The organism is Klebsiella sp. F11 (assembly GCF_056712265.1).
Map to the genome: position 1 here is coordinate 1,873,482 of NZ_CM160060.1, position 22,544 is coordinate 1,896,025.

17 protein-coding genes and 2 pseudogenes are annotated in these 22,544 nt (G+C 54.5%); 13 read left to right on the plus strand and 6 right to left on the minus strand.

The genetic code is table 11. The annotated features are described in order from the left end of the window. The first annotated feature begins 106 nt into the window (after positions 1-106). A complete protein-coding gene (locus tag AC1M2H_RS09305; RefSeq protein ID WP_480152314.1) occupies positions 107-1,375 on the plus strand; it encodes a dicarboxylate/amino acid:cation symporter in 1,269 nt (422 codons plus the stop codon). Between the two features lie 320 nt (positions 1,376-1,695). Here AC1M2H_RS09305 and AC1M2H_RS09310 read toward each other — a convergent pair. From AC1M2H_RS09310 to yegD, 5 genes and pseudogenes are all read right to left on the minus strand, one after another. Beyond that, a pseudogene (locus AC1M2H_RS09310) lies at positions 1,696-1,914 on the minus strand (LuxR C-terminal-related transcriptional regulator); the annotation flags it as partial. A 140-nt stretch (positions 1,915-2,054) separates the two neighbouring features. Continuing rightward, on the minus strand, positions 2,055-2,186 hold the full coding sequence (locus AC1M2H_RS09315; protein WP_139339397.1) for a small membrane protein: 132 nt from the start codon (positions 2,184-2,186) through the stop codon (positions 2,055-2,057). Positions 2,187-2,568: 382 nt separating this feature from the next. Beyond that, on the minus strand, positions 2,569-3,267 hold the full coding sequence (locus AC1M2H_RS09320) for a response regulator transcription factor (RefSeq protein ID WP_480151151.1): 699 nt from the start codon (positions 3,265-3,267) through the stop codon (positions 2,569-2,571). After that, a complete protein-coding gene (locus AC1M2H_RS09325; RefSeq protein ID WP_480151886.1) occupies positions 3,264-5,228 on the minus strand; it encodes a sensor histidine kinase in 1,965 nt (654 codons plus the stop codon). Before AC1M2H_RS09325 ends, AC1M2H_RS09320 begins: the two co-directional genes overlap by 4 nt. A 394-nt stretch (positions 5,229-5,622) precedes the next feature. After that, positions 5,623-6,975, minus strand: coding sequence for a molecular chaperone (gene yegD, locus AC1M2H_RS09330; protein ID WP_480151152.1), 1,353 nt, complete (start codon positions 6,973-6,975; stop codon positions 5,623-5,625). Between the two features lie 135 nt (positions 6,976-7,110). Between yegD and alkA the strand changes: the two genes are divergently transcribed. From alkA to asmA, 4 genes are all read left to right on the plus strand, one after another. Continuing rightward, positions 7,111-7,959, plus strand: a complete 849-nt coding sequence (gene alkA / locus AC1M2H_RS09335; protein WP_480151153.1) for a DNA-3-methyladenine glycosylase 2 — start codon at positions 7,111-7,113, stop codon at positions 7,957-7,959. A gap of 114 nt (positions 7,960-8,073) precedes the next feature. Then, positions 8,074-8,715: a uridine kinase gene (udk, locus tag AC1M2H_RS09340; protein ID WP_041146397.1), complete on the plus strand. Its 642-nt coding sequence runs from the start codon at positions 8,074-8,076 to the stop codon at positions 8,713-8,715. Between the two features lie 90 nt (positions 8,716-8,805). Continuing rightward, positions 8,806-9,387 carry a dCTP deaminase gene (dcd, locus tag AC1M2H_RS09345; RefSeq protein WP_102004703.1) on the plus strand — a complete coding sequence of 194 codons (582 nt, stop codon included), beginning with the start codon at positions 8,806-8,808 and terminating at the stop codon, positions 9,385-9,387. Positions 9,388-9,414: 27 nt separating this feature from the next. After that, the gene (gene asmA, locus AC1M2H_RS09350; RefSeq protein WP_480151154.1) at positions 9,415-11,262 is read left to right on the plus strand and encodes an outer membrane assembly protein AsmA; all 1,848 of its coding nucleotides are present in this window, start codon (positions 9,415-9,417) and stop codon (positions 11,260-11,262) included. Positions 11,263-11,366: 104 nt separating this feature from the next. Here the strand turns inward: asmA and AC1M2H_RS09355 are convergent, their stop codons facing one another. After that, positions 11,367-12,953: a TerC family protein gene (locus AC1M2H_RS09355; protein WP_480151887.1), complete on the minus strand. Its 1,587-nt coding sequence runs from the start codon at positions 12,951-12,953 to the stop codon at positions 11,367-11,369. Between the two features lie 426 nt (positions 12,954-13,379). Here AC1M2H_RS09355 and AC1M2H_RS09360 point away from each other — a divergent pair. The 8 genes and pseudogenes from AC1M2H_RS09360 (at position 13,380) to AC1M2H_RS09395 (ending at position 22,537) form a co-directional block, all read left to right on the plus strand. Then, positions 13,380-14,410: pseudogene (locus AC1M2H_RS09360) on the plus strand (IS630 family transposase). Between the two features lie 26 nt (positions 14,411-14,436). Continuing rightward, the gene (locus tag AC1M2H_RS09365; RefSeq protein ID WP_480151155.1) at positions 14,437-14,853 is read left to right on the plus strand and encodes a VOC family protein; all 417 of its coding nucleotides are present in this window, start codon (positions 14,437-14,439) and stop codon (positions 14,851-14,853) included. Between the two features lie 611 nt (positions 14,854-15,464). Then, positions 15,465-16,355: a UTP--glucose-1-phosphate uridylyltransferase GalF gene (gene galF / locus AC1M2H_RS09370; RefSeq protein ID WP_480151156.1), complete on the plus strand. Its 891-nt coding sequence runs from the start codon at positions 15,465-15,467 to the stop codon at positions 16,353-16,355. Between the two features lie 462 nt (positions 16,356-16,817). Then, entirely contained in the window at positions 16,818-17,447 is a 630-nt protein-coding gene (locus tag AC1M2H_RS09375; RefSeq protein WP_480151157.1) for a phosphatase PAP2 family protein, read from the plus strand. Positions 17,448-18,754: 1,307 nt separating this feature from the next. After that, positions 18,755-18,982 (plus strand): hypothetical protein, encoded by a 228-nt coding sequence (locus AC1M2H_RS09380; protein WP_480151158.1) that lies wholly within the window; start codon positions 18,755-18,757, stop codon positions 18,980-18,982. Between the two features lie 74 nt (positions 18,983-19,056). Beyond that, positions 19,057-19,704 (plus strand): YjbF family lipoprotein, encoded by a 648-nt coding sequence (locus AC1M2H_RS09385; protein WP_480151159.1) that lies wholly within the window; start codon positions 19,057-19,059, stop codon positions 19,702-19,704. Further along, complete coding sequence (locus tag AC1M2H_RS09390) at positions 19,704-20,447, plus strand: capsule biosynthesis GfcC family protein (RefSeq protein WP_480151160.1); 744 nt, start codon at positions 19,704-19,706, stop codon at positions 20,445-20,447. Before AC1M2H_RS09385 ends, AC1M2H_RS09390 begins: the two co-directional genes overlap by 1 nt. Further along, on the plus strand, positions 20,447-22,537 hold the full coding sequence (locus tag AC1M2H_RS09395; RefSeq protein WP_480151161.1) for a YjbH domain-containing protein: 2,091 nt from the start codon (positions 20,447-20,449) through the stop codon (positions 22,535-22,537). The genes AC1M2H_RS09390 and AC1M2H_RS09395 overlap by 1 nt, the downstream gene beginning before the upstream one ends. The last annotated feature ends 7 nt before the right edge of the window (positions 22,538-22,544 follow it).

The window sequence follows — 22,544 nt, forward strand, 5'->3', positions numbered from 1 at the left end:
CTGACGCGGCTTTTATTCAATTTATACGCCGAATGTTTTGGTGTGCTTCGATAATAAAAATATATGCGCACTGAACGCGACGGTTTATCAATCAGGGGTAATTTTAGTGGCCAGTGCAAACAAACTCACGCTCTTCATCGTTATCTTCATGCTGATGGGGATACTTTCCGGCGCGGCGATTCACGCCTACGCTTCCCAGCCCGCCATTGCGGCATGGTCGGAGAACATCACGCTTTTCACCGATATGTTTTTACGCCTGATCAAGATGGTGATTGCACCGTTGGTCTTCAGTACCCTGACCGTCGGCATTATGCGGCTGGGTGAAACCGCCACCATCGGCCGCGTAGGCGGTAAGGCGATGGTATGGTTTGTTACCTCCTCGATCCTCTCCATTCTGGTGGGATTAGTGATCGTCACGCTCTGGCATCCGGGCAACGGCCTGAATCTGGCGATCCCCAAAGAGTCCGTGGACACCGGCCTGGCGGTCAGCGGGATGAGCCTGAAAGGCTTCCTGTCGCATACCATTCCGACCAGCATTACCGAAGCGATGGCCAATAACGAAATTCTGCAGATCGTGGTCTTCTCGATGTTCTTTGGCATCGCCGGGGCATCGCTGGGGGAGAAGTTTAACGCCCCTCTGGTGGCGGCGCTGAACGTGGTCTCCCACATTATGCTCAAGGTGACCGGGTACGTGATGTACGTGGCCCCGCTGGCGATTTTTGCCGCGATCTCCTCGGTTATCGCCTCCCAGGGGCTGGGCATTCTGCTGAACTACGCCTCATTCATCGGCGGCTACTACGTGGCGGTGCTGCTCACCAGCGCGGTGCTGGTGGCGGTGGGCTACATGGTGCTGAAAAAAGAGGTCTTCCGCCTGCTCAATATGCTGAAAGATCCGGTGCTGGTCGCCTTTACCACCAGCAGCTCGGAAGCGGCCTATCCGAAGACGCTGGAGCGGCTGGTGAGCTTCGGCTGCTCGCGCAATATCGTTTCCTTCGTTTTGCCCATCGGCTACTCCTTTAACCTGGTCGGTTCGATGGTCTACTGCTCCTTCGCCTCTATGTTTATTGCCCAGGCCTATAACATCCACCTCAGCTTCAGCGAAATTACGGTGATGATGCTGACCCTTATGCTGGCGTCGAAAGGGATTGCCGGGGTACCGCGTTCGGCGCTGGTGGTGCTGGCCGCGACGATCCCTAGCTTCAACATTCCGGTCGCCGGGATTTTGCTGCTGATGGGTATCGACCATTTCCTCGATATGGGACGTTCCGCTATCAACGTGCTGGGCAACGGTATTGCCACGGCGATGCTGTCGAAAAATGAGGGGCAGCTGGAGGAAGAGGTGCCGGAGGCGGAGCCTCAGGGGGTTCAGGCCTGACGGCGGCATACGCGCTCCTGCCGGGGCGCGTATTTTCTTGTGCCGTGAGAGCGCGACGATATAAAAAGATGCCCCTAACAGGCACGCAAGGGGCGATGTGACGAAGTAATAATTCCCCGCTAAATACGTTGTTATGGTTGTATAACCGCGCATTGACGCGTCTTTATACCGGGGATGCGCTGATGTTATCCGCTGTTTGTCGGGCATGAGAAGCTATTTTTCCGCGCCGCGGTTTTTTTAGGAATAGCATCCCTGCACAACCCCATAAATTCCTAAATTTTAATTATTCGCGCGCAAATATTCCCCGGCGACGATGCGGTTTACCCTCTTTCGCGGAGTAAATTCATAAACTGAAAAAAGTCGTGGTTATTATTAAGACGGTATTTTTCCATGATCTTACTTTTATGGTAGGAGGTTGTTTTGATACTGACCTTATTGATAGCGGATATTTTACTGATATCAAACCCGTGAATAAGACCGTGGGCTACCGCGACCTGCGAACGCGATAGCGTTTGGTGCGGGCAGCGGCTGCAGATTAGCCCGGGATCCTTGAATAGCTTAATCGGCGGATTCTCACCGATCTTCAGCGCCCGGTCGATAATCGTCCGCATCGGCTTATTAGCGCTGCCGATTATTATTGGGTGCGCTATTTTTATTATTGCCGAAAGCCCGGCGGGCGTTATTTTTTACGCCCGTAGGTAAACGGCATCTTTTGTTTTTTACGGTCCTTCAAATATGACACCAGGCTGTATACCGAAATACCAAGACAAAATACGCACAGCAGCAGGGCGAACCCCGTTTGCATGTTCATGATAAATATCCTTTCTCTAAGTGCCTGCCGGAACAGGATCTAAACGGTGTATGGCGTTAAAAATCGCTAAGCATGAATATTGCGCGGCGCTGCACGCTGCGCCGCGGCTAATCCGCCGGCAGCATCAGGCCGGGCGGCTAAATCGTTAAAGTGGCCGGGCAGGTATCAAGGAACCGTGCTCAGCAGACGGTTCGGTAAATCGGATACGCCAGCAGCCCGCGCTTTTCGGCGCCAAATCAGTGTAAGAAAATTCCTAATTCAGGCGTCAGTCTCATTTCTCTCATTTCTCTCAAAAAGTGAGAAAAAATTAATAACCGCAGAAAAATGAATAATGTCCCGGCAATAGCGACGGCGCGGAAAGGGAGTTCCGGCCCATTGCGCGTCAGGAAAGAAACGCCAGCCCTTTGCCGAAAATGGCGCGGATGGGCAGGCTGATGCCGTGCAGCCGCGCCTTGTGCCGCAGCCGGCTGATGACCACGTCGATGCGGTGCAGCTCGGGTTCGCCTTCGTCGGTGAAGAGCCAGGCGTGCAGATCGACCTTGCTGCACACTTCATTGCGGTTGCGCATCAGGATCTCCATCAGCCGGTACTCCTGCTGCGTCAGCGGAAGGGTCAGCCCCGACGGCGCGATCAGCCGCTCAGCCTGCAGCGTCCACGGAGCGAGGGATGCCGGTTCGGCTAATCGCGCCGGCGTTGCGGACGTCACCGTCTGCTGCCCCTTCAGCCGGACGCCCAGCCCGTGGATGGTCTCCGCGAGGTCGGAAAAGTTAACCGGTTTAATCAGGTAGAAGTCCGCGCCGAGGTTTAACGCCTGCAGCTTGTCCTGCTGGTGGCCTCTGGCGGTAATGACGATCAGCCCAAACTGGCCAAGCTGATGCAGATACTCCAGCACGCTGAAGCCGTCTTCGCCCGGTAAGCCGATATCAATTAATACAATATCTACCGGGTTGGCGTGCAGCTGCCGCCAGAACGCCTCGGCGCTGCGTACGCCCCAGGCCGCAAACCCGCGGTGGCGGAGGAAGGCCTGCAGTTCATCGAGTAAATCAGCGCTATCTTCAATAATAGCCACGCGTAATGTCATAACCTGGCCTTCTGTTGTTTTGTCTGGGGAATCGTTAACGCAAATTCGCAGCCGGCCGGCGTATTCGCTGCCAGCCATAAATCACCGCCGTGGGCCTGGACAATCTGTCTGGCAACGTACAGCCCGAGGCCGCTGCCGGCCGGTGATGCGCCGCGCGTTTCGCCGCGTCGGTAGCGCTCAAAAATAAGCTCGCTTTCTGCGGCGGCAATGCCCGGGCCCATGTCGCGGATCCTGATCTCGACGTGCCGCTCCTTTTGCGCGATATCGATGACGATTTCGCCGGAGGAGGCATACTTCACCGCATTGTCGAGCAGGTTGGCCAGCGCCACGCACAGCAGGCCGCTATCGATAAACAGCACCGGCGAGGGGGCATCGGGCGTCACGAGACGCTCTTCCAGCCTGACCTTGAGATTGTGTTTTAGCGAGAGGTCCACCACCGTCGCCGCCATCTGAATCACCGGCAGCAGCGCCGCGTCCTGTTTATCGACGGAAAACGCCTCGGAGGAGAGCCGGGCATCGGCCAGACAGTTATCGGTGAGCTGCACGAGGCGGGTAGTCGCCCGCTGCATCCGATCCAGCCGGGGCTGCTGCTCCTCAGTTGCGGCGTACAGCCGCAGGTTTTCCAGCGCGGCCTGGATAATCGCCAGCGGCGTTCTGAACTCGTGCGCCACCATCCCCATAAACTGGCGCTGATGAAAGCTGGCTTCACGCTCGATGCGCAGCTCCCGCGCCAGCTGCTGTTTCTGCAGCAGCCGGCGGTTTTCCGCGCGAACCCGCCGTACGGCGATGATCAGCACGGTGATGATATGGACGATCAGCGCGTACTGCCAGGCGGAGTAGACCGCCTGATGATAGGGAATGATGCCGTTTATCGACAGCAGCACCAGCACCGCCGAGGCGACGTAGAGCGGCGGCAGCAGGCCAAGGAGCAACGTATTGAGATCGATCGCTTTGCGCCGCCACAGCATCCACGAGGTTGTCAGCAGCACCGGCGAGGCAATAAAAAAGATCCCGGCCTCAATCTGCATCGCCAGCCCGTAAAAGCCCAGCGGAATGCTCAGCTGGAGCGCGACGTTCAAACCCACCGCCACCAGCAGCAGCCGATAGAGCCCGGGCATATTCCTCTTCAGGTCGAACACTTCGCCATGCAGCCACAGGGCGGTGGCGTAGCTGAGCAGCGACAGGCAGCTGATCATGTAGTCCTGAACGGGCAGCACCGCCTGGCCGAATAGCCACTCCGGGTAGCCGTGCAGCGCCGCAACCAGCGGGTAGTTGAGGGAGAAGAGGCAGATCCCCCACAGCAGGCGGCGGCGCAGCACAATGGCCAGCCACAGGGCAATGCCGCTAGCAATAATGGCCAGACCGAAATAGAAGCTCCAGAAGGCGGTATCGGCGGTGGCGGCCTGGACGAACTCCTCGGCGGAAGAGAGGGTCGCCAGCAGGATCAGGGTGCTGCTGCTCTGAAGATGGAAAACCACCTCGTATCCCGCCGGGCCCGGCGGCGGAAGAATCAGTACGCTTTCGCGATAGTCGATATCGCTCTCCCTGGCCGGAGCGCGGTCGCCGAACGCCTTGCGAACCCAGGGAGCAGCGCTGCCGGCCGGGCGGTAGAATACCGTCAGGTTATCGATAAAGGAGGGGCCAACCTTCAGCCAGCGCGGCTGGCCGGCGAAGTAAGAGGCCGGTAAGGTGGCCTTAAGCCACCAGGCTTTGCGCGAGTAGCCAAAAGAGGGGATTTTGCTCAGCGGCTGCAGGTCGCTGACGGGCAGCGAGGCGAAAGCATCCACCGTCATCCCGCCGTCGGCGTCGACGAACCAGTAAAGGGGAATATCGCTCCCCAGCTGGCGGGATTCAGCATGCGCCGGCGCCACGCTCTGGAGGGAGATCAATACGCCGCAGCAGACTAAAAAAAGGCACCTGAAGCAGGCTACCGGCTTAGCCGTAGCAAAAATAGCGCACACGCGATCCAATCACGCCCCCTTGCGGTATTGATAACGGTATTTTAAATAGCGCGACAGTGAATAACCGGCAGCGTCAATCCGCCGGTATTCCGGGGAAAAATGCAGAGGTTCAGACGCGAAAGCATTTTGCTGACCCGACGGAGAATATTCCAGCTTTATTTCAGTTCGCCATTTCTCTTTGTTATGACGGGCCAAAGCCTTGCGACAGCGCCGCGGGCGGGATCGCGCCATAGGGTATATCACGAATGAAAGAGGACGGGAGAGAGCATTTTGTGATAGCAGGCACCCGGGGCGGGCTGAGAATCTCTATTTTATTTGGTGATATTGCCAAATAGCGACACTGACGCAGCGACAGACGACGGGGCAGCCGAAGGAGCGGCCGCCCGTAGCGGGGTTAGCTAAAGACCACCTGCGCCCAGCGGGCGAGGCCGGCGGTGACCGAGCCAAAGTCGTCGCCGCCGGCAACGGGAATTCCCGGCAGATGGGCCGCCAGCGCTTTCTTAATCAGCGGCGAGCGGGCGCTACCGCCGGTCAGATAGATGACGTCCGGCGTTTCGCTGCTGCTGTCCAGCGCGAGCTGAACCTGCTCCATAATGCGCGCCAGCGGCTGGTTCAGCGCGGCTTCCAGCCCCTGCTGGCTGATGGCGGTTGCCAGGTCGGCGCTGATAAACGGCAGTCCGGCGGTGACGCTATCCTGCGCGGAGAGGGCAATTTTGCTCTCTTCGGCACCGCGTACCAGGCGATAGCCGAGGCGCTGGCGCCATACCTTGGCCAGCAGCGCGACCTTCTCGCCGTCGCGGGCATCGCGGACTAAATCGTTGAGCAGCCTGCCGTTGGCGCTGCTGTAGAAATCCGTCTGCGCCGGGACGTCGTTAATCGCCACCGCGTTCCACCACGGCAGAACCGGCAGGGCGATGCCCTTTTCGGTTTCGCCGCCCATGCCGAGCAGCGGCATCAGGCACTTAAAGGCGAGGGAGATATCAAGATCGTTCCCGCCGACGCGACAGCCGCTGTGCCCCAGCAGGCTTTGCTGGCGATCGGCCTTCTGACGCCACTCCGGGCCCATCAGCAGCAGCGAGCAGTCGGTGGTACCGCCGCCGATATCGACAACCAGCACGCGCTTTTCCGCGCCGAGCGTGGCTTCGAAATCGAGCCCCGCCGCCACCGGCTCAAACTGAAACACCACCTCGCGGAATCCGGCACGCTGCGCCGCGCGCTCGAGGATCCCCTGCGCCTGGGCGTTAGCCTCGTCGCCGCCGAGTCCCTGGAAGTTAATCGGCCGGCCGATGACCGCCTGGTCGATGCTCTCCGACAGCTGGGTTTGCGCCTGCTGCTTAATATGGACCATCATGGCGCAGACCAGATCTTCAAACAGCGCGACCTGCTGCGGCTTCAGGCCGCTGGCGCCGAGGAAGGATTTCGGCGATTTAACGAAGTACACTTCCTCCGGGTCATCGACGTACTGGTGCAGGGAGGCGAGACCAAACTGCACGCTGCTATTGAGAACCTCAATATCCTCCTCGCGGTTAAAGTTCATCGCGCGACGCAGCAGCGCCTGATTTTCATCGCCGTTGGTGGGGACGCTATGATGCCGGTAGAGCCACTCGCTGACCGCTTCGCGGGTCGGCGCAGAGAGCATTGAAGGCAGCAGCTTGCTGCCGTTTTCCAGCGTTAACAGCTGCGGCGTATTATCGCGCATGACGGCAACCGAACAGTTGGCGGTTCCGTAGTCAAAACCAATAAACATGACCTGAAAATCCCCATGCCAGTGAAGAAGGGGGGCGACTTTAGCGGATTGCCGCCACGGCGACAACTGGAATTTAAAAGCAAGGTACGGCATCCGCGGAGCGGCTATCATTGAGGCAATTCATCAGGAGAAACTATGACGCTATTACCCTGGCACCCGCCCTACGACGGGGAGTGGATACTCGGATTTCTCGGCGCCCGTGCGGTTCAGGGAGTCGAAACCTTTAGCGAAGGGCGCTATACCCGCAGTTTCTCCCTGGCGGGGCACGGCGGGCTGATAACCATCGCCCCGGACTACGCCGCGCAGGGGCTGAGGGTGACGCTCTCCGAGGGGCTGCTGCCGGTGGCGGACGAATGTCTGCGGCGGGTGGCGCGTATGTTTGACCTCGCCTGCGACCCGCAGCAGATTATGCACGCGCTGGGCCCGCTGGCGCTGGCGCGCCCGGGCCTGCGTCTGCCCGGCTGCCTCGACGCCTTCGAGCAGGCGGTGCGGGCGGTGCTGGGACAGCTGGTGAGCGTGGCGATGGCGGCCAGGCTGACGGCGAAGGTGGCGGCGGCCTTCGGCGAGCCGCTGGCGCTGGCGCCGGGATATGTTCTTTTTCCGTCGCCGCAGCGGCTGGCGCAGGCCGATCCGCTGGCGCTGAAGGCGCTGGGCATGCCTCTGCGCCGCGCCGAAGCGCTGATTCATCTGGCGCAGGCGGCCATCAGCGGCGACCTGCCCCTGACGGCGCCGGGCGATATCGCGGCGGGGATGAAGCAGCTGGAAACCCTGCCGGGCATTGGCCGCTGGACCGCGAGCTATTTCGCCCTGCGCGGCTGGCAGGCGCAGGATATTTTCCTCGCCGATGATTACCTGATTAAGCAGCGCTTCCCCGACATGACCCCGGCGCGCATCGCTCGCTATGCCAGCCGCTGGCAGCCGTGGCGATCCTATGCGCTGCTGCACATCTGGTATACCGAAGGGTGGACCCCGGCGGCGGAATAGCCTAACGGGGCGCATAGCGCTGGTATCGCCGCGCTGAAGCCCCTATAATTGCCGCGTTTGACGCTAAAACGTCACCCTTCCATATACATCCAGGTTAATCAGGTCGCAAAATTTATGACTGATACGTCTCATCAGTGCGTCATTATAGGCATCGCCGGCGCATCGGCTTCGGGAAAAAGTCTTATTGCCAGCACGCTTTATCGCGAACTGCGCGAGCAGGTTGGCGACGAGCACATCGGCGTTATTCCGGAAGACAGCTACTACAAAGATCAAGGTCATTTGTCGATGGAAGAGCGGGTAAAAACGAACTATGACCATCCCAGCTCGATGGACCATAGCCTGCTGTTCCAGCACCTGCAGATGCTGAAAAGCGGCCAGCCGATTGAACTACCGGTTTACAGCTACGTTGAGCACACGCGTATGCCGGAAACGATCCACATCGAGCCGAAGAAAGTGATTATCCTCGAGGGGATTTTGCTCCTGACCGACGTGCGTCTACGCAATGAATTAAACTTTTCCATTTTCGTCGATACGCCGCTGGATATCTGCCTGATGCGCCGTATTAAGCGTGACGTTAACGAACGCGGCCGCTCGATGGATTCGGTGATGGCGCAGTATCAGAAAACCGTCCGTCCGATGTTCCTGCAGTTTATTGACCCCTCCAAGCAGTATGCCGACATCATCGTGCCGCGCGGCGGTAAGAACCGCATTGCGATTGATATTCTGAAGGCCAAGATCAGCCAGTTCTTTGAATAACACTAACGAATTGTGTAACGTGCAAAGATAACCCCTATCGCCCTTATCCCCGGAAGGTGTAAGGGCGCGATGCCTTAAAGGAGAAAGCTCATGCGTCTGTGCGACCGAGATATAGAAGCCTGGTTGGATGAGGGGCGGCTATCCATCAGCCCGCGTCCGCCCGTTGAGCGCATTAATGGCGCGACCGTCGACGTCCGCCTGGGCAATAAGTTCCGCACCTTTCGCGGCCATACGGCGCCGTTTATCGACCTGAGCGGGCCGAAGGCGGAAGTGGCCGCGGCGCTGGATCGCGTGATGAGCGAAGAGATCGTCCTGCCGGAAGGCGAGGCGTTCTATCTGCATCCGGGCGAGCTGGCGCTAGCGGTTACCTTTGAGTCGGTGACCCTGCCTGCGGATCTGGTGGGCTGGCTGGACGGGCGTTCGTCGCTGGCGCGTCTGGGGCTGATGGTCCACGTCACCGCGCACCGCATCGATCCGGGCTGGTCTGGCTGCATCGTGCTCGAGTTCTATAACTCCGGCAAGCTGCCGCTGGCGCTGCGTCCGGGGATGCCGATCGGCGCATTGAGTTTTGAACCGCTGTCCGGCCCGGCGGCCCGTCCCTATAACCGCCGTGAAGACGCCAAATATCGCGACCAGCAGGGCGCGGTGGCGAGTCGAATCGACAAGGATTGATAACGTAAGCGGCTTGCTGAGGATGCCATGAGACGAATTCTGACGACGCTGATGATCTTACTGGCGGTAGTTGTCGCCGGGCTTACCGCATTGGTATTGCTGGTCAATCCCAATGATTTTCGCGCCTATATGGTGCATAAGGTAGCGGAGCGTAGCGGTTATCAGCTCAAACTCGATGGCCCGCTGCGCTGGCACGTCTGGCCGCAGCTGAGCATCCTCTCCGGGCGCATGACGCTGACGGCGCCCGGCGCGGACGAACCGGTGGTGCGCGCGGACAATATGCGCCTCGACGTGGCGCTGCTGCCGCTGATTTCCCACCAGCTGCAGGTTAAGCAGGTGCTGCTCAAAGGCGCGGTTATCCAGCTGACGCCAAAAACGGAAGCGGTGCGCGATCTGAATGCGCCGGTGGTTCCGCATGACAACACGCTGCCGCAGGTGTCGGAAGATAGCGGCTGGTCCTATGACGTGCGTCAGCTGAAGGTTGTCGATAGCGTGCTGTTCTTCCAGCATGATAGCGGCGAGCAGGTGACGGTGCGCGATATTCGTCTGCAGATGGAACAGGATCAAAATCATCACGCGACGCTCGATTTCTCCGGGCGGGTCAATCGCGATCAGCGCGATCTGGCGCTCTCTTTCTCCGCCGAGGTGCAGGGCGGCGATTATCCGCACTCCCTGCAGGCCGACATTTCTCAGCTTAACTGGCAGCTGCGCGGCGCCGAGCTGCCGGTTAACGGCATCAGCGGCCAGGGCAGCCTGCAGGCAAGCTGGCTTGAGGATCAGAAAAAGCTCAGCTTTGATAAGCTGAATCTGACGGCTAACGGCAGCGCGATTTCCGGCAATGCCAGCGTGGTGCTTGGCGAGCAGGCCGACTGGAAGCTTAATCTCCACGCCGGTACGCTGAATCTCGATAGCCTGCTGACCCATACCGAAACCGCCGGCGATAGCGCGGCGATCCAGCAGGGGCAAAGCCAGCCGCGGCAGATGCGCCCGGTGATTGCCGATAGCGACATTCAGCAGGATTACGCTAGCCTGCGCGGCTTCAGCGCGCATATGGCGTTGACCGCGGATCGCCTGCAGTGGCGGGGCATGAATTTTACTCAGGTGAAGAGCGATATCAGCAACCAGCAGGGGCTGCTGACGATTAACCAGCTGCAGGGCGAGCTCGACGGCGGGCTTATCTCTCTGCCCGGCACGCTGGATGCGCGCAGGGATACCCCCGAGGCGTCGTTCCAGCCAAAACTCGATAACGTCGAGATTGCCACCATCCTTAAGGCCTTTAACTACTCGTTAAATCTTACCGGCAAGCTCTCGCTGGCCGGCGATTTTTCCGGCCAGAGCATTGATGCCGACGACTTCCGCCGTAACTGGCAGGGGCAGGCGCATCTGCAAATGAACGATACCCGCACCGAAGGGCTCAATTTCCAGCAGCTGGTACAGCAGGCCGTTGCGCGTAGCACCAACGTGCAGGCGCAGCAGAACTACGATAACGCGACCCGCCTCGATTCCATGAGCAGCGACCTGCTGCTGGATAACGGCGAGGTAACGCTTAAGAGCTTGCAGGGGCAGTCTGAGCTGATGGCGCTAACCGGGCAGGGCGGCTTGAATCTGCTGAAAGAAGATTGCGACATGCGCTTTAACGTCCGCGTGCTTGGCGGCTGGAAAGGCGAGGGCAAGCTGGTTGACAGGCTCAAACAGACGGAGATTCCGCTGCGAATCTACGGTAAATGGCAGGCGCTGAGCTACAGCCTGCAGGTTGACCAGGCTCTGCGTAAACAGCTGCAGGATGAGGCGAAGCAGCGCCTGAACGACTGGGTGGAACGTAATAAGAACAGCCAGGATGGCAAAGACGTGAAGAAGCTGCTCGATAAGCTTTGACCGCGGCAGAGCCCGGATGGCGCGACGCTTATCCGGGAGCGTCTTCAGGCCCTGCGCTAATGAGTAGACCCGGCGAGCGCTGCGCTGCCGGGGAGTTCACAATTCTACACTTCGTAATTCAGCTCGTCGTCATGCACCGGCGGGGGGATAATCCGCACCTTCTGCACCCGGTGGCTTTCGACCTGCAGGGTACGCAGAATATAATCGCCAATCTTAACCTCTTCTCCGGCTTCAGGCACGTGCTGGAGATATTCCATCAGCAGGCCGGCGACGGTGTGATACTCACGCTTATCGTCGAGCGCCAGGGGAACGTACTGGACTAAATCTTCGAGCGGCATATGGCCGTTGACCGTCCAGCTGCCGTCAGGGTCTTTGGTTATATCGTGGCGGGCGTCAATCTCTTCCGCCTCATTCGGCAAATTACCGGCAATCGTTTCCATCACGTCGCTCAGCGTCACCAGCCCCTCAACGGAGCCGAATTCATCGACCACGAAGGCAAAGTGGGTGCGGGCGTGACGAAACTGCTCGAGTGCCGGCAGCAGCGGCAGAGTTTCGGGGAACACCAGCGGCTGGCGCAGCAGAACGTGCAGGTCGAGCGGTTCGTGGCGCAGCGACTGCTGCAGCAGGTCGATAACGTGCACCACGCCCAGCAGGTCTTCGTCATTTTTCCCGCCGGTGACCACCAGCCGGGTATGCTGGTTTTTCTCCAGCAGCGCGCGGATCTCGGCTTCCGGCGCGCTCAAATCGATATGCTCGATATCGTGGCGCGAGGTCATGATGCTGCTGACGGTACGCTGGTTGAGATTAAGCACCCGCTCAATCATCCGCCGCTCCTGCGGGTTGAACAGCGGGCCGTCTTCCTGATTGACGATGAGCGCCGCGGTATCGGTATTCAGCTCGGCATTTTCTTTGTGACCGCTCAGCAGGCTCATTACCGCTTCCGTGGTGCGCTGACGCAGCGTCAGATTGGCCGAGAGAAAGCGACGGCGGTTGAACAGCGCCAGCTGGTTTAGCGACTCAATGATCACCGAGAAGCCGATTGCCGCGTACAGATAGCCTTTCGGGATGGGGAAGCCGAATCCTTCGGCGATCAGGCTAAAGCCGATCATTAACAGGAAGCTGAGGCATAGGATAACGATAGTCGGGTGGCTGTTAACAAAGCGGGTTAACGCTTTGCTGGCAAGCAGCATCAGGCTCATGGCGATAACCACCGCCGCCATCATCACCGCCAGGTGATCAACCATGCCGACCGCGGTAATCACCGAGTCGAGCGAGAAGATGGCGTCCAGCACCACAATCTGCGCCACCACGCCCCAGAACCGCGCTCCTCTGCGTTGCACCGGGTTATCGCTGTCCTTGCCTTCGAGGCGCTCGTTAAGCTCGACGGTGGCTTTAAACAGCAGAAACAACCCGCCGAACAGCATGATCAGGTCGCGGGCGCTGAAGCTGAGATCGTGAAAGGTGAACAGCGGTTTTGTCAGGGTGACCAACCAGGATATCGATGCCAGCAGCAGCAGGCGCATCAGCATGGCCATCATCAGACCAACGACCCGGGCGCGGTCGCGCTGGGCTGGGGGAAGCTTTTCGGCAAGAATCGCGATAAACACCAGGTTATCAATCCCGAGCACCAGTTCAATAACGACAAGCGTTACCAGACCGGCCCAGATTGAGGGGTCGGCAATCCATTCCATCATTCGTTAAAACCTTTCCAACATAAGCGTGCCATCCGTCGATCATGGATAAGCGACCGCTAAATTGCAACTCGAATTATTTCGTTTACTGCCCCTCAGGCCCCGCCATCGCTGAGGTTTGATACCAACAGACGTCATCGTGATGAATATTTTACCGGATAAAATATAAACGCTATAGCTTATATTTGCGCGAATTATCCTGGTTATAAGTTATTGAAATTCGTATCGCCGGTGGAAGATAGGTTATTGTTATCCTGAACGCGCAAGGCGTTATATCCGGGAGTATTTCTCGCTATCGCAGGCAGAGGAAGAAGGTCGGGCCAGCGGCGCGCTGAGTCAACGCTATTTTCTTTTGCAGGCTGCTGGCTATACCCGTGATCATTGAAACTGCTTGATTTCGTCGGTGCTGAGGATCATGCTCAGGCCATGAACGTAAAACTGACCTCCGCACAGATTGCCGCCCTTGAGGCTCAGCACCGGCAGAGTCGTGACCGCCGTGTCTGCGACCGGATACGCTGCGTGCTGCTTTCTGCTCAGGGCTGGTCTCCTGCCATGATTGCGCAGTCTCAGCTCATTCATGAGACCACGGTTCTGCGTCATCTATCGGATTATCTCAGCGACGGTAAGCTCACCTCTGAAACGGCGGTTCGCAGGAGCATCTGACTCCCGGGGAGTCTGCCGAACTTCGTCAGCTTCTGACTGACACTGTTCACATCACGACGGCCAGTATCGTGTCGCTTGTCCGTGACCGCTTCGGTGTGCGCTACAGCATTCCGGGTATGAATAAGTGGCTTCACCGCAACGGGTTCACCTGGAAAAAACCGTCAGGTATTCCCCATAAGTTCTGCCCGGCACAACAGCAGCAGTTCATGACGCATTATGAAGCGCTGAAGCAGGCTGCCGGTGACAGCGAACCCATTCTGTTTATGGATGCGGTACATCCGACGCAGTCAACGAAGCTGAGCTGTGGCTGGATAAGAAAGGGGGAACTGAAAGCGGTGAAAACCACCGGGAGCCGGACCCGCCTGAACATCATCAGCGCCCTCAGCGTGAACGACCTGGCCCGGACGGTGACCCGTGATTATCCGCAGATTAATGCGGATGCTATCTGCCGTTTTTTTATTGCAGTTCGCCAGACTTATCCGGTGTCGCAGAAAGTGCATCTGATACTGGACGGTGCGCCTTATCACCGGGCATCGCTGGTTAAGGACTGGGCCTTCGTGATGAATATTGAACTGCATTATCTGCCGCCGTACAGCCCGAACCTGAACCCGACAGAACGGTTGTGGAAGGTGATGAATGAGCATGTGCGGAATAACCGGTATTTTGCGTCAGCGAAAGCCTTCAGGGACGCGATAAGAGGATTTTTTGAACGAACCCTGCCGGAACTGGGGCAGAAACTGGGCTGTCGTATCAACGACAATTTTCAGGTGCTCAGTTCCGTGTCAGAGACATAACGACGTATAGCGTAAGGTGTTCACCTGTGAACAAAATAACTCTCATTGATCATGTTGCAATAACTGTTGCCGACCTTGAAGTATCTTACTGTTTTTACGATAAATTGTTTGGTGCAAAAATTCATGCAGAGTACGCCCCCTTTGGGAAACTGCTTGTAAGGCAGGTATCGCTGGGTGATATTGTCCTGAGTTTACATCAGGTTGAGAATGGCGTGGAACTTGTAGCTAAAAGGCCAATGCCAGGGAGTGCTGATTTATGCTTCCGGTGGGGAGGGACAATTCTCAGCGTGTTAGAGCTACTTGAGAAAAACGATATCGAAATAATGCATGGCCCGGTGCCCCGTGAAACGAGTTCAGGTCAGCCATCACAATCTGTTTTCTTTCGGGATCCTGATGGAAATCTGCTGGAGTTAATGGCTGCTGATAATAAAGACCAAGGTTAAAATACTCAATAAAGTCAAAAATAAATATTTTCATCTGCAGGACTTAATGTGGCTCCCTGAAACAATCTGCACTTTGAAGTTTATTGAGTATAGTTTTTCCTACTACCTAATCGCGTGGCTTGTGAAATATCCGTTTATATATGATGGTATCGCCAGATTTATATGGTAGCAGCAGGCGCATGGTCTGCTCCGGTATATGGATAATATGCCGATATATCACAGCTGAACGCTCTTTTTGACCACGCTTTGAGCGCTATCCGTTTAGCAGTTTTGCGGCCCGGCGATGTGCTAATCTTGATGTATATCAATTTGTTGGGTAAGTTTTCCGTACATAAACACATCGCTTCGCCTTATAAGCGAGAATGGACAGATGAGTCGGGTAAGGCATGATGATTAGGTGTTGCGATCCTGTGAAATAAATGGCATAAGAATTTTCTTAAATCAACCTGTCGATCGTCATACTTTAAGTGTATTCTCTGGTTAAACGCGTAAATTCAGAATTTGACGGAAAGTCGGGTTGGTCGCAAACCTGTATTATCGGGAATAAATGCCGTTGATACATGCGGTCTGACAGGCATAGAAAGATGTATAACTTACGGATGGATAAGAGAATGGCGAGTTTGAAAGCGGTTATTCCGGTAGCAGGGTTAGGTATGCATATGTTACCGGCAACTAAGGCGATCCCCAAAGAGATGCTGCCGATCGTTGATAAACCAATGGTTCAGTACATCGTTGACGAAATTGTTGCCGCCGGCATCAAGGAAATTGTGCTGGTTACCCATTCATCCAAGAACGCAGTTGAAAACCATTTTGATACCTCCTACGAGCTGGAAGCGCTGCTCGAACAGCGCGTAAAACGTCAGCTGCTGGCCGAAGTGCAGGCTATTTGCCCGCCGGGCGTCACTATTATGAACGTGCGTCAGGGACAGCAGCTGGGCTTAGGCCACTCTATCCTTTGCGCTCGCCCGGTTGTAGGCGATAACCCGTTTGTCGTCGTGCTGCCGGATATCGTACTAGACGATGTCAGCGCCGATCCGCTGCGCTACAACCTCGCGGCGATGGTTGCCCGCTTTAACGAAACGGGCCGCAGCCAGGTTCTGGCGAAGAGAATGTCCGGCGATCTGTCAGAGTATTCGGTCATTCAGACCCTTGAACCGCTGGAAACAGAAGGGCAGATTGGCCGCATCGTGGAGTTTATTGAGAAACCGGATGAACCACAGACCCTCGACTCCGACCTGATGGCCGTAGGGCGTTACGTGTTGTCCGCCGACGTGTGGAGCGAGCTGGAGCGCACGGTACCCGGCGCGTGGGGTCGTATTCAGCTTACGGACGCCATCGCCGAGCTGGCGAAAAAGCAGTCCGTCGATGCGATGCTGATGACTGGCGAGAGCTACGATTGTGGCAAGAAAATGGGCTATATGCAGGCATTTGTTAATTACGGGCTGCGTAACCATAAAGAAGGCAACAAATTCCGCGAGAGCATCAAGAAACTACTTGCCTGATGATATGACGGCGACAGCGTAAAAATATCGGTATACGGAAGCATCATTATGATAGTAAGCCCTTGATGCTTTCGTAGCCGGTGCGTTTCCGTTAAGTCAGTAAGAAATACTTATCTAAAAAATTAAGATAAATCAAATGGTTGTTGTTTTTAGATGAGCGTTTCAATAAATTATCCTGAAATATACGGAGTGTAAGACGATCTGCGGAGATAACGGCAAAATCGCGCAATGGTCAGATGAGCAGAATTTAATCTTAATGAAGAGTAGCTTGGTAAGATTATTCTCAAAAAAGATACGTTGTTCCGGCGGTCATAAAAAAATAAAACTTGACTGAGATCATACTTACGCATTAAACAACGGTTATGAATGCATAAAAATGTGAAGTTTATGGGTATGCATTCCCACATAAATATCGTGGAAAAACGCTATGAACAGGAGAAATCGTCAAAGGATGAAAAGTAAATGAGCTGGCAATTTGTCTCTTTTTTTGGCGATAGCACCGTGCTGTTACCCAGCGCGGCGGTACTGTTGATTGTGTTATTCCTGCGTGCACCCTCCCGGCAGGTGGCCTGTCAGTGGGCACTCTTGTTCGGTATCACTGGCGCTATCGTTAGCGCATCAAAACTGGCCTTTATGGGCTGGGGTATCGGTATTCGTGAAATCGATTTCACCGGCTTTAGCGGGCATACCGCGCTATCAGCGGCATTTTGGCCGATTTTCCTGTGGCTCCTCTTATCTCGCGCCACGACGGGAGTGCGTTGTGCTGCCATCGTGCTTGGCTATGCTCTGGCGGCGCTGGTGGGTTACTCCAGATTAATGATTCACGCTCACTCCACCTCGGAAGTGGTCGCTGGCCTGCTGCTGGGGGCGAGCGGCAGCGCGTTATTCCTCCTGCTGCAATCGCGGACAGCGCGTGCAGGCAATGTACAGCTTTCGTGGAGCGGGTTATTCAGCGTAATTATGATCCCCGTATTGCTGCTTAATACCGGCGTAAAAGCGCCAACCCAGTCATTACTGGGTGAGATTGCGGTGAAGATTGGCCCTCTGGATAAGCCATTTACCCGCGCGGATCTGCATAAGCATTTTTATTGATTGCGTCAAAGAGATGGCGTTGAACTAACGGGTATCGCTCATTATCTCAGGCATAGCGCTAGCGTCAGGATGGCTGCAGATTGATTAAACAGGTGGAAGCGGATTCATATTCATGAAATATAAAACTGTTACTACATCGCGAGCGATATCCCTGATTTTTATAATACTTGTGAGATGATTCCTAAATAGAGCGATAAGATTGCCGTCTGATTTTAAATTAAGTTTGTCAAGTATAATAACCAAACGAAATCTATTAAATTTTGTAGTTGACCAGGGAGCAAATCGAATGAATTCCTTCGAATCTTTTTTATAAAAACCCTTTAAAAACAATCGGGTGTGTGATTTTTCTGATGGTAAGGGTGTTAAGGTAACAAACTTTGTAACGTTGCTTAATAAGCTCAATGCTGGTTGCGTGTTTGTTTTTTAGCGTCGGCAAAGATGGTTTTTAATGAGTGAATAATTTTCATTTACTCTCCCATTTAGCGGCAGAATCTCGTAAACTTGGTGCCGCTAAAATTATTGTTAGTGATTAACTATTCGACGGACATGAAGTCGGTCAATTGGCTTAAAAAGGAAGTACAGTGCATTGGTAGCTGTTAAGCCAAGGGCGGTAGCGTCTTTAAATGGTCAAGAATCACGGGAGCGGCAGGATTTTTGACTCCCCTTGATACTACCAAATGTCCAGACTCGCGCCTTTGAGTCGGTATCTGTAGCGTGAATACACCTTCATATGGTCATTTTTGAAACAGTCTTACAGAATATGGATGACCTGGTACCTGGGCATATGACTCAAGTCACAGGTATGCGTGCCAGAAACGCCTAATGGTGGTTGTCAGGAGTGTTAACAGGGCATTGTAGATAAATGCTCTCTGGTGTATATTGACGATTTTTCAGAATTTCCTTATGCCGGCGGAATATGTTATACGCTGTGTGTTCGAAGGATAGCCTGAGCCATTGAGTGGTTTTCCTGGTTAAAGAAAACTTAAATTTCAGTTTGTTAAGAAAAATTTCTGACGGCTACCATTTTGTTAGCATACTCTGAACGGGTAGCTGGCGTATCTTGATAAGGAATTTGTGGCATAGCGGAATGATGCCATGGTTACTTCATCTTTTATCATAACTAACTGATTTTAAATAAATAAATAAATAATAATTATTATTAAATCATTGTTTTTCCTTTTTTGTGTAAAAATTGCTGTTATAAGCAGACAGTATTGTTGTGCTTTTTGTGTTTTATTTATGAAGTTTATTGAGCTATTGTGTTAGCTCATGTAAGTCGTTTTTTCATCCGATGATAAGGAGTCATTATGAAGAAAACTATGAGCGTATTGGCGGTGCTGATGCTGGCAGGCGCGTCTATGGGTGCCTCAGCCGCTCCAGCTAATCCTTCAACAATGAGTAGTGGCGACACTACTATGATTGGCGTTGGGGTTGGTGTGGCCGTTGCTGCGGGGATCGCAGTTGCTATGGCTAATAACGATGGCAACTCTAACAGTAATACTAGTACCACGACCACAACAGCAACAACCCGCTAAGCCCAAAAAATATAATTTATAACCACACGAAAGTGTGGTTATTTTTCATTATCCTTCTGTGCAGGGTATTTCTCGTGCGCTATTTAACGTTGCTGCTTTGCCTGCTGTGTTTACAAGCTTGTACTCCGTCCCAACGTAGCGTTGGGGACACCTTTAAACAGGCGCTGCTTGGTCAGGATGATATCACCATCCCTGATGCCAGGATCGCCAGCCTGCCAGCCCCTTATGGTAGTATTTACCTCCGCCTTCCTCAGGTGCCGCGCCTATATGTAGCCGGTTATCATCAAGATGGCCTGGATTATTGGGTGACCAGCGATCAGGTGGTTTTTGTAACCCAAAATGGGCGTCTGGTTAAGTCCTTGGGCTATCGGGATAATTTACTATCGGTTTCCAACCTGCAGCAGGATCCGCTGCTGAGGGCGAAGGCGCTGCGTGATGGGACAAGCTGGACCCGCACCGTCCGCTGGACGGAGAAGGGAAACCCTCTTTCTTCCGTACTGACATCCCATTTTAGCTTGCAGGGCAGTGAAGTGCTCAATCTGGCCGGGAAGTCGATACCTTGCCAGATTTGGCAAGAAGATGTTTCACTTCAGGCTACCGGCAGCAGCTGGCAAAATATATTCTGGGTTGATACCGCCACTGGACAGGTTCGTCAGAGCAAGCAGCATCTTGGCGCTGTACTACCTGTTGAAATCAGCCTTCTAAAAGCGACGATGCCATAATGAAAATAAAAACAAGCATATTTGGATTTTGCGGAATGCTGGCGTTTACCTCGGCTGCAGCCCTGGCAGATGGGCGAGTCGTGATTTATCCTCCTGGCGGAGGACATAGCCAGACCGTCAATCAGGTGAAGGATTTGCGCCAGCTGGTCGCCGACCCGGCGTTCGGCCAATACCAGCCGGGGATGGTGATTGCGACTCCAACTGCGACGCGCCTGGCAAACCAGGAATTCCAGCAGACGCTTACCCAGTTACGGAGCTGGGCAAATCGTGAAGAGGGTGACCGTGCAGCGGCAATTAATCAGGTGATCGCTCAGCTCAAGGATATAAAAGTTACAGGCAGGCAATTTACCTCTCTCGATCCGGCATTAGTGAACAATAATGATAAAGCTAACCGGACTTTGAGCGGTGATTACAGCCTGTATCAGGCTTCGGAAACTGGTTCTGTTACTCTGTTTGGTCCCGTCAGTAGGGCCGGAACGTTGGTGTGGCAGCCGGGGCGCCAGGTCAGTGAATATCTCGATGGCCATGATTATTTGTCCGGGGCTGAGCTCAGTCAGGTGACGGTGATTGATCCCGATGGTGCTGTTCGTGTTGCGCCAGTCGATTACTGGAACCGACGGCATGTCGAGCCCCAACCGGGGAGTATTATTGTGGTGTCGTTTGCCTCAAGCGCTTTGCCTGCGGATAATGAAGACCTGAATCAGAAAATCATCTCAGTTCTGACGCATCGGATGCCAAATTAATGAAAAGAGACTTCCTCCTTAGCTTACTTACCGTTTCCGTTGCGTTTGCCTGCCACGCTGAGGAAGCTGAAACTTATCCGCTCCCTTTGGGGCCCTCTCAATCGGATTTTGGCGGTGCGGGTTTGATGCAAACGCCCACCGCGCGCGTTCCTCAGGAAGGGGAAATTAGCGCCAACTATCGTAATAATGACCAATATCGTTTTTACTCCATCTCAATTGCGATGTTCCCGTGGCTGGAGACGACGCTGCGCTATACCGACGTGCGAGATCGCCTTTACAGCAACGATCCTAGTTTCAGCGGCAGCCAAAGTTATAAAGATAAATCGTTTGATATCAAACTGCGTTTATGGGAAGAGAGCCACTACCTTCCACAGGTGGCTTATGGAATGCGGGATATCGGCGGGACCGGCTTATTTGACAGCGAATATTTTGTCGCCAACAAAGCGGTGGGGCCTTTAGACTTCTCTCTGGGGATTGGCTGGGGGTATATCGGAAACAGCGGTAATATTACCAATCCATTCTGTTCATATAGTGATAGATACTGTGAACGTTCTAGCAGCCATTCTACCGGTGATTTCAATTTTAGCGATACATTTAAAGGTCCAGCAGGCGTATTTGGCGGCGTTTCATGGCAGACACCATGGCAACCGCTGCGGCTGAAATTAGAATATGATGGCAATAATTATCGCGATGATTTTGCCGGACAGTTACCTCAAAGTAGCAAGTGGAACTGGGGAATGGTGTACCGACTCACTGACTGGATGGATGTGAACGCCAGCTATGAGCGTGGCAATACGTTCATGTTTGGCTTTACCTTGCGTATGAACGCCAATGATTTGCACCCATTCTACCAGGATCCGAAACCAGCTTACCAACCTGAAGAGCAGGCTCCACACGTCGTTCAATATAGCGTAGCGGCTAATCAGCTGAATGAGCTGGAAGACACTGCCGGGTTGAGCGGGCCTCGCGTGGAGATTACGGGGGATAAATTGAAAGCCAGCGGGGAACAGGATAAATACCTGAACACGCAAAACGGGGTGGATCGCGCCAATCTGATCATGGTGAACGATCTTCCTGCTAACGTGAAAACCCTTGAAGTCACTCAGTCCCGCTTTGGCATGCCGCTGGTCACTACGCGTACGGATATTGCCAGTCTGCGGCAACAGCAGGAAGGTTATCCTCTTGGCCAGGAGCAACCGCTACGCCAGCAGCGAATCGAACCTGACACCACTCAAGGTCAGGGCTTCTATAAGGATAAGAACCGTTTAGATTATAGCCTCAGCCCGGTTTTACGTCAGTCAGTCGGGGGGCCTGAAAGTTTCTACATGTACCAAATTGGTGTGGTTGGCGATGCCAGCTACTGGCTGACCAACAATTGGCTGGTTGAAGGGAGTGTCTTTGCCAACGTCACGAATAACTACAATAAATTCAATTATGACGGTACACCTTCAGATTCTACCTTACCACGCGTCCGTACCCATATTCGTGACTATGTAGAGAATGATGTCTATGTCCAGTCACTGCAAACAAACTATGTGCAGGCATTAGGCAATGATTTCTACGGCCAGATATACGGCGGCTACCTGGAAATGATGTATGGCGGCGTAGGGGCTGAACTGCTGTACCGCCCGTTGGATGCCAACTGGGCCGTGGGGATCGATGGCAACTACGTGAAACAGCGTGACTGGGACAACATGATGCAGTTCACGAATTATAAAGTCGCCACCGGCCATTTAACGGGGTACTGGCGGCCGTGGTTCGCGGACGATATATTGTTAAAACTGAGCGTGGGGCAGTACTTGGCGAAGGATAAGGGCGCGACCCTGGATATCTCCAAGCGCTTTGATAGCGGGGTAGTGATTGGCGCGTATGCCACGCAGACTGACGTTTCTAAAGAAGAGTATGGCGAAGGTTCCTTTACCAAAGGGTTCTACATCTCTATTCCGCTTGACCTGATGAGCACCCAGCCAACCCGTAGTCGGCCAACTATCAGCTGGACGCCGTTAACGCGTGACGGTGGTCAGATGTTGGGCCGGCAGTATCAGCTTTATGATATGACCTCGGACAGGGATAAGCCGATTGCTCCTTAATACCGAT